General features: G+C 63.4%; 11 protein-coding genes. 10 read left to right on the top strand and 1 reads right to left on the bottom strand.

The features are described from left to right. Nucleotides 1-141 precede the first annotated feature (141 nt). Nucleotides 142-858, bottom strand: a complete 717-nt coding sequence (locus N3C12_07260) for a hypothetical protein (GenBank protein MCX8072231.1) — start codon at nucleotides 856-858, stop codon at nucleotides 142-144. Between the two features lie 736 nt (nucleotides 859-1,594). Between N3C12_07260 and N3C12_07255 the strand changes: the two genes are divergently transcribed. From N3C12_07255 to N3C12_07210, 10 genes are all read left to right on the top strand, one after another. Then, nucleotides 1,595-2,395 carry an SUMF1/EgtB/PvdO family nonheme iron enzyme gene (locus N3C12_07255; protein MCX8072230.1) on the top strand — a complete coding sequence of 267 codons (801 nt, stop codon included), beginning with the start codon at nucleotides 1,595-1,597 and terminating at the stop codon, nucleotides 2,393-2,395. 1,590 nt (nucleotides 2,396-3,985) lie between these two features. Then, the gene (locus tag N3C12_07250; GenBank protein MCX8072229.1) at nucleotides 3,986-4,354 is read left to right on the top strand and encodes a M48 family metallopeptidase; all 369 of its coding nucleotides are present in this window, start codon (nucleotides 3,986-3,988) and stop codon (nucleotides 4,352-4,354) included. After that, nucleotides 4,306-5,061 (top strand): hypothetical protein, encoded by a 756-nt coding sequence (locus N3C12_07245; GenBank protein ID MCX8072228.1) that lies wholly within the window; start codon nucleotides 4,306-4,308, stop codon nucleotides 5,059-5,061. Before N3C12_07250 ends, N3C12_07245 begins: the two co-directional genes overlap by 49 nt. A gap of 690 nt (nucleotides 5,062-5,751) precedes the next feature. Continuing rightward, nucleotides 5,752-6,894 carry a hypothetical protein gene (locus tag N3C12_07240; GenBank protein MCX8072227.1) on the top strand — a complete coding sequence of 381 codons (1,143 nt, stop codon included), beginning with the start codon at nucleotides 5,752-5,754 and terminating at the stop codon, nucleotides 6,892-6,894. Nucleotides 6,895-6,963: 69 nt separating this feature from the next. After that, nucleotides 6,964-7,986: a hypothetical protein gene (locus N3C12_07235; protein ID MCX8072226.1), complete on the top strand. Its 1,023-nt coding sequence runs from the start codon at nucleotides 6,964-6,966 to the stop codon at nucleotides 7,984-7,986. 48 nt (nucleotides 7,987-8,034) lie between these two features. Beyond that, nucleotides 8,035-10,116: a TonB-dependent receptor gene (locus N3C12_07230; GenBank protein ID MCX8072225.1), complete on the top strand. Its 2,082-nt coding sequence runs from the start codon at nucleotides 8,035-8,037 to the stop codon at nucleotides 10,114-10,116. Beyond that, nucleotides 10,113-10,862, top strand: coding sequence for a TonB family protein (locus N3C12_07225; protein MCX8072224.1), 750 nt, complete (start codon nucleotides 10,113-10,115; stop codon nucleotides 10,860-10,862). Before N3C12_07230 ends, N3C12_07225 begins: the two co-directional genes overlap by 4 nt. Then, nucleotides 10,859-11,779, top strand: a complete 921-nt coding sequence (locus N3C12_07220; protein MCX8072223.1) for an ABC transporter substrate-binding protein — start codon at nucleotides 10,859-10,861, stop codon at nucleotides 11,777-11,779. The genes N3C12_07225 and N3C12_07220 overlap by 4 nt, the downstream gene beginning before the upstream one ends. Beyond that, the gene (locus N3C12_07215) at nucleotides 11,776-12,849 is read left to right on the top strand and encodes an iron ABC transporter permease (GenBank protein MCX8072222.1); all 1,074 of its coding nucleotides are present in this window, start codon (nucleotides 11,776-11,778) and stop codon (nucleotides 12,847-12,849) included. Before N3C12_07220 ends, N3C12_07215 begins: the two co-directional genes overlap by 4 nt. After that, nucleotides 12,846-13,661 carry an ATP-binding cassette domain-containing protein gene (locus N3C12_07210; protein ID MCX8072221.1) on the top strand — a complete coding sequence of 272 codons (816 nt, stop codon included), beginning with the start codon at nucleotides 12,846-12,848 and terminating at the stop codon, nucleotides 13,659-13,661. Before N3C12_07215 ends, N3C12_07210 begins: the two co-directional genes overlap by 4 nt. Nucleotide 13,662 lies beyond the last annotated feature (1 nt).

Genomic DNA, 13,662 nt, shown 5'->3' with positions numbered 1-13,662 from the left:
TAATTCCATTCACACGCGAACGGTGGACTGCGATCGCGGCGAGGGCCCGACCCTACTACCGTCGCGCTATTTCTCAGCCGCGCAGGCAAACCGAGTGAACGTCGACACCTTTTCGGAGTTCCACCGGGGCAAGCACCGCCGTCAACAGCGTCCGAGTGCTTTGGTGACTGCGAGTATGATCTCTTCCACAGTCACTCGGCCGTCTCCGTTTGCATCGCCGGGTCTGCAGGCGCTGGTTGGGCGGAGATCAAGGGCGATGTTCACCATCAGGATGATTTCGTCAATGGTCACAACTGCGTTCCGATCGCAATCGCCTGCACAGCTCGGAGTCGGAGTGGGAGTCCTCGTGGCTGAGGGAGTTCGGGTAGGGGTAGGAGTCCGCAGCAGGATCGCATCTTCAAGTAAACACGCTCTGCCCTCGAAGGCAGTGAAGCTGGCGATACTAAGCCCGGACGGATCGGAGGCGCGCGCGCGACTCAACGCCAGGGTGCCGCTACCTGTTGCCGTGATATCACAAGTGTACAGTACCGCGCCGTCGGGAATCGGGTCGACGTTGCTCTGGGAGGCCACGAGCGCGCGCATGCCGGTACACGCGGTACCAGAGCACCCAGGCGGCAAGAAGGCGAATAAGGTCAACTCCTTACCGATGTCCGCGTTGGGTCTACAGGCAGGCAGTCCATCCGGACCTGCTTTTACCCTCACGGATACGTCGAACGAGATGTCATTTTGGGTGCCCGCGATCAGGCGGCCGCCCGTTGCGAGCTTCACCCGAATCGTCCCGGCTCCCGGCTGAGGCAATACAACCGGCTCGATGTAGAGCCCCACTCGCCCAGGTGCGTGCGCTCGGGGGCGAAGCACAGATCCCTCCGATCGGGGTCGGCGTGCGGGCGGGTGTCCGCGTTGGAGTGTGTCTGTCCCGGCGTCCTGCACAGGCACGGGCCGAATTTTTTGGTGCGGCTCGCGAACGGGGAGCGGCTCGTGCTCGAAACTAACGGTAAGGACGGCAGGCACCGATCGGGGCAAACTCCAGTACTTGCAGGAGTGGGCGCAGGCAGTGAGCAACCACGCTGGGCTTTGTCGATGGCAATGCGCGGTGGCGAGGAATCCTGGAGAGAGCAGGAATCTTCTCTTCCGCATGCCCGCACGTGTCCGGGCGTAAACTCAGGCCAAACGCTCAATCCATCGAGGGTCTGCCAACACGCACTTGCGACGCCGAGCAACTGAAACCCTGGCGCCTTCGTTCGCAGCCCGTGGCGGAAATGGTGCGTGTCTAAGAGTTTCTTACTTAGTCCCTTGCTTAGTCCCTTGGCGGCGGCGTAGATTGTGGCTCAGTTCCATGGCCCCCATACCCGACAAGGGTGGGAGCGACCCAAGGAGGGCGCGTGACCCACACGGTTTCGGGCATCCGCGGTGGGTGCGACAAGGGTGGTCGTACCTGGAGGCCGGGACCGATTGCATGCGCGCGGGTCGCGTCCCGGGCACCGCCATGCCGCAGCACGCCATCTATCTCCCACGCGCATCCCCCAAGCCTGAAAAGAAGCGCGAGTTCGCATGCAAGGGAAGGCAACAAACATCCACGGAGGAGGTAAGTACAATGAAACGAGGCACGATCATGATTGTGTTGGGCAACACGCTCATGGTAGCAAGCATGGCGTGGGCAGGGTTTCCGACGGCGCCACTGACGAAGTGTCCGCCGGACGCCGTGGTGGCGGGGACGGTGTGCCTGGACAAGTACGAGGCCAGCGTGTGGCGGGTGCCGAACCCGACAACGACCAACGCGAAGCTGGTCAAGAAGATCCGGCGGGGCAAGGCGACGCTGGCTGACCTGACGGCCGCGGGTGCCACGCAGCTAGAGTTCTCCTATGAGCCGTGTGCGAGCGACGGGCAGACCGGCTGCAGCGACATTTTCGCTGTGAGTTTGCCGGGAGTGATACCGTCCAGGTTCATCACCTGGTTTCAGGCCCAGCAGGCGTGCAAGAATTCGCGCAAGCGGCTGCCGTCGAACGCGGAGTGGCAGGCGGGCGTCGCCGGCACGCCCGACTCTGTAGTAGATGTGACCACGGACTGCCGCATAAGCAGCTCGCCTCCCCCGGAGGCGCCGGTACCGACCGGCTCGCGCAGCAACTGTGTGTCGAACGATGGTGCCTTCGACATGGTGGGCAACCTGTGGGAGTGGGTGGCGGACTGGGTGCCTCTCTCCACGGGCTGCGCGTCTTGGGGGAGCTTTACCAATGATTCGATGTGTCTCGCGGGCGCGGACACCACGAGCGGCCCTGGTGCGCTGGTGCGTGGCGGAGCATTTGATCCTCTTTCGGGCGCCGGCCCGCTCGCGGTCCTTGGCTATCTGCTGCCACAGAGCTCGTACGGTGATGTCGGCTTTCGTTGCGCCCGTTAGTTCTGCTGACCGGGAGGAGGCTTTGCCCGTCAGTCCACCGGTATCGCCTTGCCGGAGATAATCGCTGTGCCGATGAAACGGCGGGCTCGTGTCCGCGTGCCGAATCGCCTGGGCGGGGGCGTTGCTGGTAGGCCTACCGCGCGTCGCACCGCCCCCGTGTTCCATACCTCGAACTGCCCGTCGGCTCTCCGAGGCGAGCGACGCCAATGCGCGGAACGTTCCGCCGGAGGGATCAACGCATTTTATCCTTGCCCCGTGCCGCGGTTGCAGTGTATTCGGCTGCGCCCACGGTCCGCGTACCGAACCGCTCGCGTTGTCGCGTGCTGTGGACCGCGAGACGTGCGGCAGAACCGTTGCGCTAGAGGGTAGAGCGCGTGTTCTGCCGGTCTCAGTGGCAGAACCATCGGACAATGCCTTTCGTAGTGACTTGCACCGTGGGTGCGATCTTTGGGTTTGTTTCGTTCGATGCAGCTCCTGCACTGTGTTCCGGAGACATTGCAAGGGCGATGGCGTTACAACGGTCGAGGAACTCTTTCTCGGTGCGAGCAGCGCGCTCGGAACAACAGCGGTTGCGAGGCACCTCGTGGTCGACGAGGCCGGCACTCGCGAGCGCACGGGCAATTGTCCGCAGCGTGCAAATCTCGATCTTCGCAGTGCCCAACAGGTTCGCGCCCGGACCGCACCCGGTTGCGCCGCTGCTCGGAAAGAGGAGCTATGTGGACACCTCGGATCCCCAACGGCCAGGCATCTGGCAGACAATCGGGGCCACGATGGTGATCGATTCCGCGTCGAGACGCGAACTGTTATTCCACATCGCGCCTGCCGGTATGGTGCCGCATACCGCGATTCCGAGCGATCCGCCGCGACGCGCTAATTCACGGTACCTCCAAGGTGCCTGGTACCGGAACCATCAACGGATGCCAAAACTGCTGCACAACGCCCGGCGCGCGGCCGGTCTCGGTGCCAGAAGCAACCGGCGGAGTAGCAACTGCCGAGCGGCGGGGGATTGCGGGAAACGTAGGGGGCCGGTTCCCCGGCCGTAGGGTGGCGGGGGACAATGCGCCACGGACCGCTCGAATCCTTCGAGTGCGACGCAGCGGGGGCACACGGAGGAGCGATCGGCCGACGCCCCTGCGATGCCTCGGCGGAACCTCGTGGCATACACGGCACTTCTCAGCCGCGGCGAGTGGCCAGTCACGCACGGGGCGCGGTGGGTGAACAGGGAAAGGGGAATCCAGAATTGGCAGGGGAGTCAGACGCGTGTAGAAAATTGACAATGTGAACGGGCTCTGGACGAGGCGTGATCGCAAGGAATTTCGAGCGAAGATCGCAACGAGCTCGAAAATCGGGGGTTCGCGGCCACCGTGTCTCCCCGGCGGGGTGACTCCTCACCACCCGCGGGTACACGTAAGCTCCGGGGCAAAGGCCAGCTCCGCAGTGGCCCGACACCATCTTCTCTTGCTCGTGCTCTGCCTTTGTTGGTGCGCAGCCTGCCCCCGACCGCGGGTGGAGCCGTTCTCCAGCCGACCGCAGCCCGTGGACGCCGAGGAGCGATAACTGTGGGCGGACGCCGCGGATCTGCTCCGCATCATGGAAGAGCGGAAATATCTTCGGGCAGACCCGCAGCTCGAAGCTTACCTCGACGGGATCGCGGCGCGGCTTCTGCCTTCCTTCGGGCTCGACGCGAGCACGGTGCAGCTTCGTGTCGTGGAGGATCCGTTTCTCAACGCCTTTGCTTTACCCAACGGCACCCTTGTGATCAGCGATGGCCTCCTCGCGCAACTGGACAACGAGGCCCAGCTTGCCTGCGTGCTCGCGCACGAACTGACCCACTTCGTCGAACGCCATGCCTACGCGCGGCGCGTGCACGACGCGCAGGCACTGGCGACCGCGCAAGGGTCTTTGCCGCCTTGGTCGTCGGCACAGGCGGCCTCGTCGCTCTCCCCGGGCCATCCTTAATTCTGGACTTGCTTGCCGGACCGCGCGCCTTCCTGCTGGTGTGGCAGGTACAGGGCTTTGCCCGGGAGCTCGAGTACCGCGCTGATCGCCGTGGCTGGGAAGCCGTGCGCCACGCGGGTTACGGTGCAGGAGAATGTGTGCCCGCGCTCGAGCGCCTGCAGAGCGACGAGCAAGAGTTGTTGGCAGAAGCGCAGGTTCGGGAGCCCTATTTTTACGGCGACCATCCGGCCACTGCCGACCGGATCGAGGGCATGCGCACCTGGCTGCAAGCCGAACCGGTTCCGCTCGTGAACGACGAACGTTCCCGCCAACGAACCGTGTATCATGAGGAAACATTCGCCGTCCGACTCGAGGTGGTGGCAACCAACATGACCGTGCGCCGCTTCGAGCGCGCGCGGCTTCTCATCGACCAGGAGATCGCTGTCTCTCCGCAGCGCGCGGAGGTGCACGTGGCACTCGGCGACTGGCATCGCCGCAACCCGAAGCAGCGCGACTTCGAAGCTGCTGCCGCGGCCTACCGGCACGCACTCGAGCTCGATGCGCACTTCGCCCCGGCACACCGAGAACTCGGCTTGCTCTGTTGGGAGGAACACAACGCAAGCTGCGCCCGCACGCACTTGCAGCGCTACCTCGAACTCGCACCCACTGCGCTAGACCGCGGAATTGTCGAGGGCATCGTCCGCACCCTCGCCGAAGGCTCGCCCTGAGCCCGCCCACGGCGACGCGCCACTCGCGCAACCGTCAATGGCATTAACTACCGGGTCACGCCTGCGCCCGTGAACTGTTCGCCCGGAAGCAGGCACTAACGCAGACAGGTCTGCGTCCGGTAGCCTGTCCCTCGAAGCTTGTTGACAATGATTTTCAAAATCAGTATAACGCCGCGCCGTGTGGTATCGGCGCTTTCGAAAAATCAATTGCGCAGGCCCGCTCCTTCGGGCAGCGGCGGCTCCCTGGCTGCCCCGCGGCACCACCGGGCACGAAGCCGTATGCCCGTCCGGCAAGCCCGTGCCGATCCGCCAGCGGCCGGGCGAGGCGCGGCGGGCTCCAGGCGCCTACTGCTCGACGACAACGCAAGGTTGCGCCCCCCGGAGAGGAGTGGGTTAACGTGCAACGGGAACGGCCACCCACCAGCCCAAAGAGCCACTCCAAGGAAACGTGCGACGAGCTCCGCTGCTGCTGTGGTTCGTTGCTCGCGCGGCTGATGGATGGTCGGATCGAGCTCAAGTGCCGGCGCTGCAAGCGAGTCATTGCGCTCGACCTGGCTGACACCGAACGCGCCCACGGACGTGCGCCACCAAAACCTACTCTGCGGTGAGGCATCGAGAGGCCCGCGGTCCAGAACCCAGAGCCCAGTCAAAACGAAAAAGCGTTTCCTAACAACTTTATCGGAGGGTTCTATGGAATTTCGCAGGCTTCAAACACTCGTGGTAACAGTTCTTCTCGGTTTTTCCCCGCTCGCACCGGCGTTCGGTGCAACCTTGATCATCGATGACCAAACCCCGGGCACGGCGTACGATGCGATTCTAGACGGTTACCCGGGCTTCTATACCCAAGACGGCGTTCCTGACGCCGGCAACAACAATCTAGCCGTCGCGCTCAAGGCGGGCGCGGTGGAGATACGATCAGTGGCCGAGTTTCCGCTAACCGGACTTGCGGGATACACGGCAAGCGACATCGTCTCTGCCAAGCTTCGCTTCAACATCGACGACGTGCTCGGTTACCTGGGAGCTCCGCTGAGCGGTTGTGCGGCCGAGAACCTGGCCATTTGGGTGCGCACAGGTGATGGCAACATTCCACTTTCGGACTTTATCGTTGCGGGTCCGCCCTCGGCGGTCGTCAATACGGGCCCCCCTTGTTCGATTACCGACACGACCTTGGGCACTACCGGCCCTGTTTTCTTCGAGGCCGATATCACGACGGCTCTGCAAAGTCTCGTAAGCGCCAATGCGCCGTTCCTGAATGCGGTGTGGGCGACAAACACGGACAACACGGGGACATCCCTGGATAATCTCGGCTTGAACAGCACTGGGCCTGCAGGCGTGCGCGGTGCCCGAATGCCCTATCTCGTCATCGAACTTGCCGAACTCCCCCCGCCCAACCTCGACGCGAAGACGCGCCGCTGCCAACAAGTGCTCGCAGCTCGGTCCCGCGCCTTCGAGAGCACAGTGCGGGGCCATCTCGCAGCCTGCGTCGACCGGGTGCTTGCGGACATCGCCAAGGGCAAGGGTCTCACCGCGGCAATGCCATTTTGTACGCAACGCCTCGATCTCACGGTAACGCCGCCTTCCAAGATCCAGAAAGCACGGCAATCCGCGAGCGCAGCAATCGTCAAGGCGTGTGCTCCGCCCGCAGTGTTGAGCGATCTCGGCCCGCCCTGCGACACTTCGATCACCGACGCCAACGCCTTGGCCTCGTGCGTACTCGATCGCGCCTTCGAGGCTGCCCAAGAGGCGTCCCGCGATTCCACCGCACTGTTGTGCCGGGTGCTCACTGCTGTCGGGCTTCAGTTGCAGTACAACACAAGCTGCACCACGCGTTAGCCAGGCCAACTCGACACCAGCGCAGCGGGGCCGCTCCGGCGCCGCTGCGCTTCCCAGGCAGGAGGTTCTATGCGAGCGCCGCACACAGTCTGTCACATCGCGATCGTGGGAATTGCCTGGACCCTTGCTTTGACAGGGTGGGCGCAATCCGTGGTTCGCGTCGGCGAGGAGGAAGGGGCCCTCTATGATGGGATCCTCGACGGGTACCCGGGGGTCGCTTTGTTCGATGGCACGCCCGATTTGGCCGGGAATCCTCCCTCGGCCGCATTGAAATTCGGCGTGCTGGAGATGCGCACGGTGGTCGAATTCCCACTCACGGCGTTGCACGGATACACGCTGCAACGGGCCACTTTAGCTTTCAACATCGACGACGTGATTACCACCTTTGGCCCAGGAGCTGACTTTTCCGGCCGCGCCGCAAGCCGCATTCTGGTGCACACCTACTGCGCCGACGGGCAAATCGAACTCGCAGATTTCGCGCGCACCGCACGCGACCCTTGGAGCGTCGATACTACTTCTTACGGGACGATTACGGACGCTTTGCTCGCGCGCCTCGGGCCGATCCGTTTTTCGCTCGACGTCACGGCGGCAATCACGGAACTCGCGAACGCCGGTTGCGCCTGGGCGGGGTTTGTGTTCCGCACGCTTGACAACAACACAGCAACCTCCCTCGACGACCTGGGGGACGGCGGTAGCTACGGGGGTACCAAAGGTGCCAACGGGGCTGTCCTCCCCTACCTCGAGCTCGCGCTGGCCCTCACCATGCCGACGCCAACACCAACAGCGACAGTCACCGCAGCAGCAGCTCCAACGTTCACCTCCACACCCACTGTCGCACTCCCTCCGCCGAGCATGCCGCCCACGGCGAGCCCGCCCCCGTCGAGCGATTGCGCGGGCGATTGTGACCGTGATGGCCTCGTCAGCATCTATGAGATTCTGACGTTGGTCCGCATCGCCCTGGATCTCGATTTGTTGGCGACTTGCCCGGCCGGCGATGCGGACCACGATCAGACCATCACCGTCGCCGATATCGTCGCTGCGGTGGAGAGAGCCCTCGCGGGTTGCCCCCAGCCTCTGACCTTCAACCCTTAGCTCGTGAGCAAGCCACCGATGCCTCGCTGTCCGAAGAAAGGCTTGGCCATGAGCCTGCTTGCCTTGGTCTTTACGCCGACAGTTGCAGCCGCTGAAATGAACCGAGACGATGCAGCCCAGAACGCTGCACCAAAAGCCTTCCGCCTCGAGGAGATCACCGTCACCAGCACCCACCCCGCCGAAACGGTTTCCGAGCGCACGGTCCCCAGGCAGGACATCGATCGACCCACCATCGAAGCCACGACCGCGCTTTCCGTGGAACATGTTCTCGAAGAGATCCCCGACCTTTATGTGCGGCGCAATGAAACATTTCGACTGGGCGCGAGCACCGTGCGGCTACAAGGAGCCGACCCCAACAAGGTTGCCATCCTTATCGACGGCAAGCGGCTGCTGGGAGGTGTGGACGGCGTCGTCGACGTGCGCGACATTCCAGTCGAGCTTATTGAGCGCGTCGAAGTGCAACGCGGCATTGCCGGCAGCTTCGTCGATAGCGAAGCCATGGCCGGCAGTGTGAATATCGTGACCCGTACGCCCGAGGAACGTCCCTCGTGGTCAGCCAAACTGGCCGGTGGCTCGTTCGACCGCCTCCTCGGCGCGTTCTCCCTTGCCGGGCGCCATCGAAGTTTTAGCTACCTATTGGCGTACGAGCACGACGAGTTCGCTCTCGCACAACAATTCGGCGCGATCAGCCGCCAATTCGAAGGCTCCAATTCCGATGCCAAACAAGTGCGCGACAACGTTTTTCTCCGAGCAAATTGGCAGCACCCGTCAGCCTCTACGCTCAGCGGCACGCTCCATTTTCTACCTGTACGCGAGGGGCCCGAGAGCCGCCGCACGAACCTCAGCACTGACCTGGGTTGGACTTACCGCTTCGTACAAGCTGGGGAGCTCGCGGTTCTTGGCGGACGCTACGGGTTCGATCGTGAGAACAGCTTGCCCGGATTCCAAGAAGACGTCGACTTCGAACAATGGTTCTTCGAGGCTGACTTTTCCTCCAACCCCATTTTGGTCCTCGATTCTTCCAACACCTTTTCCTTCGGTTACCGGGCTCGGCGTCCCCGCCTCGAACAACACGCTCTGCCGGGTGTGGCCACGAGCAGTCAGCTTGTGAGCATCCCCCACGGCGGGGGAACGGCAACGGTGCAAAGCCCCTACATTGAACACGAATGGAACAATCTCGGAGCGCTTTCCCTTGCCGATGGTGTGAATTTCGACCTCCACAGTTTATTCCCCGTGCAGGTCACCCCCCGCCTCGTCATTACTTGGCGACCCAGCGACCGCTTTCGCCTCAGCGCTGCCGGAGGACGGGGTTACCGGGCGCCCGATCTACTCCAGCTCTATGACGTCGACCTGAACAACGTCGTTGCCATCGGCGATCGGCCCACCGGCTACGCCATTCTGGGCAACCGTTCCCTACGGCCAGAATTCGACTACGCGTTCAACCTCGAAGCAGAGTGGATTCCGCTGCGCGGAATGCGTCTGGAAGCGAATGCTTTCCGCCACGATTTCCGCAATCTGATCGATGTTGTTCTCCTCTGCGCCAGCAGCACTCAGTGCGTAGGTGGCTTCCAACACCCATTCCCCTCCCTCGCCGGCCAAGTATTCCAGTACGCTAACGTCGCCCGCGCCGAAACCGCTGGCGTGGACCTGTCGGTCAAATGCTCGCTTGCCGAGCTTTCCGGCTGGGCGCCTCGCCGGCTCCAGCCCACTCTCGGGCTCGCCTATGGCTTTCTGCACTCGCGCAACGCTTCCGAGCGACCCGGTGAAATGGGCAAGGAGCTGCCGTTCCGGCCACCCCACCGTTTCATTCCAAGCCTGCTGCTGGTGGCTCCGGAACAAGCCGTGCAGGCCAAGCTATGGGCGGAGTATGAAGACCGCACCTTCACCGACCTCCTCAATACCCCGGATCAAATTGCCCGCTCGCATTGGACGGTGAACACGCGGCTGCAAGTCGGGCTGCAGCCTTGGGTTCGGCGCTACCTGCCCTCCACCAGTGCGCAATGGCTGTCGGGCACCGCTCTGTTCATCGAAGCCACGAACCTATTGGATGTAGAATACGGCGTGGCTGGTCCACTGTCGCGCCTCGCTGGGCGTCGCAGCGTCTTGTTCGGAGTGCACACTCGCTCATGACCATTCTGGCAAGTCGCTTTGGCCATTTTCTAACCTTCTCGTTGGCTGTGCATGCTGCCGTCGGGCTCGCTTTGCGGCAGTCAATTTTTGTCTCGCCCCGCCCACCGGCGATTGTGCGCGTGCAGATCTTGCCCGAACAGGCGGAGCCTGCGGCCGCTGGGCCTGTGCGGTCTTCTCCCTCGTTACCAGTCGCCGGGCAAAGCCCACCGACGATGCCGAGCGCGCCAACGGCGCCTACCCGACGGCAAGTGCGCCGGTCTGGCCAGCGGCGCACGCAACCGGCAGAAGCGCGCGCCGCCCGAACGGTGCCGAAGACTGCCAGCTCCCCGGCCGAGCTTGCGGGTTCTGAGCCAACCGGTTCGTCTGAAATTGCAGGCTCCGCCAACACCGGGGCTGGATTTGCGGCCGGGCTTTCCCCGGGGCAGGCCGAAGGGAGGCCCGCACCCGACCCAGTGGCAACCTACCTTGCACAGGTGCGCGCGCTGCTTGATGCCCACAAGCGGTATCCCGAACAAGCGCGGCGGCTCAAGCTGCAAGGCATTGCAGTCATTGCCTTCGAAATTTCGCCTTCAGGATCCGTACGGAACATGCGCGTCGTCAGCGCCGACGACTCCCTGCTGGGGCTCGCTGCCCTGCACACGCTCAAGCAAGCCGCCCGCGCCATCGGTCCGCCTCCAACTAAGCGAACGGTGCCCGTGGAGGTCGCGCTGCGCTTCGAGCTGCAACCGGAAAGGAGCATGCCGTGAAATTGAGTTGGACACATCGTTACTGTGCACTGCTCGTCGTTCTTGCCGCTACTGCCGGACTCGCCCAACCACCGCTCGCCGAAAAGCAGGAGCACACCAATGGTGGGCAGCCACGTCCGCAGCGCGTCGTCGTGCTGGGTCCCGTGCTCACAGACATCGTCTTCGCCCTCGGCGCGGACGAACAAGTCGTGGCGGTCGACGCAGCGAGCGTTCACCCTCCCGCCGCGGCTGCCAAGGCCTACCTCCCGTATTACCGCAATCTCAACGCTGAAGGTGTGCTCGCCCAAAGACCCGACCTCGTGCTCGCAGCCGAGGATGCGGCTCCGGCGCACGCCGTCGCCCAACTGCGCGGCGCTGGCTGTCGGTTTGTGCAATTGAGTCCCGCCGAGACCTTCGACGAACTCTGGACGTTGATCCCGCAAGTAGGGAACTACCTCGGTCGACAACAGGAAGCGTCCAGCTTGGTCGCCGCGCTGAAGACGAAAATCGAGGGGCTCAGAGCTCTTGCCCTCCGCAGCCACGCTCCACCACGCGCGTTAGTGCTGTTCGCTCCCGGCAGCGGAACGGTTCTTGCCGCCGGACGTCTCACTGCGGCCGACGAACTTCTGCGGGTCATTGGCGCAACCAATGCGGGAACCAATTTTCTTCATCTCAAGCCTCTAGGCCCAGAAGCCATCCTTGAAAGCGATCCAGACTGGCTCATCGTCACCGAACAAACCGTGAGGACCTTGGGCGGAGTCGACGCCCTCTGGCAACTTCCTGGGGTCGTGCGTACGCGCGCCGCTCGTGAACGACACGTCTTTACTGCCCCCGACGTTGCGGTGCTCAGCCTCGGTCCTTCGTCTGTGGATTCGGCAGAACGCCTCCTGCGAGCCTTTCGGGGGCACGACCTCTTGCAAAGTCAGGGTCTGCAATGATCTCGGTCGCGCCATCGCACTCGCGCGCTCTCAACGGCTACCGCGCCGGGCTGGCTCTTCTAGCCCTGACGGTTGCGGCTTTGGTGTTCCTATCGTTGTTTCTCGGCGCCCAGAGCTTGTCCGCGGGTGTGATCTTCCGCGCACTCTTTCTGCCCACGACCTGTGGCGACCCCCACGAGTGCGACACGGTTCGCTACGTGGTGTTCCAATTGCGACTACCGCGATCCTTGGTGGCGCTAGGCACCGGGATCGCCTTGGCCGTAGCCGGAGTCGTGTTGCAAGCTTTGTGGCGCAACCCCCTGGCAGACGCAGGCGTGCTCGGCGTATCGACCGCGGCCGCACTCGGTGCTGCAGCTGCCACCTATTTCGGGACATTCACCGTCGTGGGCCCGTGGATTCCCAGCCACTTGCACATGACGGCTGGTGCGTTCGCCGTCTCCCTGGCCACCCTCACGGTCCTGTACAAGCTTGCTGGGCAGCGGGGCGGAACGAACCTGAGCGCGCTGTTGCTCCTCGGAATCGCCTGCAATGCGATCGGCTCCGGAGTGCTGGGCTTGTTTCTCTTCCTCTCCTCGGACGCCCAATTACGCGCCTTGACGTTCTGGACGCTGGGCAGTGCAGCAGGAGCAAACTGGCTGGTGGCCGCGTCGCTGTGGTCTGGCATTCTGACCCTGGCGCCGATTTTATACCGCCTGCGCACGGCTCTCGACGTTTTGCTCCTCGGTGAGCACAACGCCTTTTACTTGGGGTTCAAGCCCGCGCGGGTGCAACGGGTAGCTCTCGTTTCCGTCGCCCTGCTTCTGGCTCTCGCAATCGCGGCCACGGGGCCGGTAGCCTTCGTCGGTTTGATCGTGCCGCACACGTTGCGCCTTCTCACAGGGGCTCAGCACCGAACGCTTTTGCCCCTCGCGTCACTCGCCGGTGGCCTGTTCGTGCTTGCCAGCGACTTGTGTGCGCGGACGCTAGCCAGCCCGGCGGAGCTGCCGTTGAGCTTGGTCACTGCCTCCGCCGGCGGCCCAGCTTTGTTGTTGTTTCTCAAGCTCAACTCTTCCCCGGAGCATTGGCGATGATTTCGCTCAGTCGCGTTTCCGTTCGCGTCGGCTCGCGGCATCTGCTTCGTTGCGTGTCGTTGTCCGTGCCCACCGGTTCGGTAACCGGGATCCTCGGGCCCAACGGTGCGGGGAAAACGACCCTGCTCCGAGCGTGTTCCGGGGAACTCAAACCGACGGATGGCTGTGTCACGTTACTAGGCAAATCCCTCGCAGCCTGGACCGATCGAAAACGCGCGCGCCACGTATCCTTCCTTTCGCAAGATCAGCCGCTGAACTTTCCTCTGCGCGTGTGGCAGGTGGTTGCCCTCGGTCTGCTGCCGTTTCCAGAGCTCGATGCGGCCGGCGTCCAAAGTGTGGTCGGTAGAGCCCTCGACACATTCGCCCTCCGCGATCTCGCAAACCGGACCTACCCTTCGCTTTCGGGTGGAGAACGCCAGAGAGTGCATCTCGCTCGCGTCCTTGCGCAACATTGGCGCGGAGGGGGCCACGCACTCGGCGTGCTCCTGCTCGACGAACCCACGAACCACCTTGACCTGGAACACGAACAGCGACTTAGCACCTTGCTCCGCGAACTCGCCACCGCCGGCGCCAGCGTGTTGATCGCGAGTCACAACATTCCGTTCCTCAGCGCCGTAGCGGATCGCATGGTGCTGTTAAACCGCGGGGCCGTGCAGGCTACCGGCCCGACCAAAGAGATTCTGCTCAGCCCCCTTCCCGAACGCATCCTCGGCGTACGCCTCACAGCAGTTTCCATCGGCGGCGTTGCAAAAAACCAGAGGCCCATTTTCGTGCCGCGCTTCGAATTTCAACAAACGAGAAAGGAGGTTTGAA

The organism is Candidatus Binatia bacterium (assembly GCA_026415395.1).
GTDB lineage: Bacteria > Desulfobacterota > Binatia > HRBIN30 > HRBIN30 > HRBIN30.
The sequence above is the reverse complement of the archived record's forward strand: the minus strand, read 5'-3'. Positions and strand labels throughout refer to the sequence as shown.

Excerpts from the sequence above, each read along its gene's own strand:
- N3C12_07255 (MCX8072230.1), top strand. The coding sequence starts at position 1,595 with ATGAAACGAGGCACGATCATGATTGTGTTGGGCAACACGCTCATGGTA.
- N3C12_07250 (MCX8072229.1), top strand. The coding sequence starts at position 3,986 with ATGGAAGAGCGGAAATATCTTCGGGCAGACCCGCAGCTCGAAGCTTAC.
- N3C12_07240 (MCX8072227.1), top strand. The coding sequence starts at position 5,752 with ATGGAATTTCGCAGGCTTCAAACACTCGTGGTAACAGTTCTTCTCGGT.
- N3C12_07235 (MCX8072226.1), top strand. The coding sequence starts at position 6,964 with ATGCGAGCGCCGCACACAGTCTGTCACATCGCGATCGTGGGAATTGCC.
- N3C12_07230 (MCX8072225.1), top strand. The coding sequence starts at position 8,035 with ATGAGCCTGCTTGCCTTGGTCTTTACGCCGACAGTTGCAGCCGCTGAA.
- N3C12_07225 (MCX8072224.1), top strand. The coding sequence starts at position 10,113 with ATGACCATTCTGGCAAGTCGCTTTGGCCATTTTCTAACCTTCTCGTTG.
- N3C12_07215 (MCX8072222.1), top strand. The coding sequence starts at position 11,776 with ATGATCTCGGTCGCGCCATCGCACTCGCGCGCTCTCAACGGCTACCGC.
- N3C12_07210 (MCX8072221.1), top strand. The coding sequence starts at position 12,846 with ATGATTTCGCTCAGTCGCGTTTCCGTTCGCGTCGGCTCGCGGCATCTG.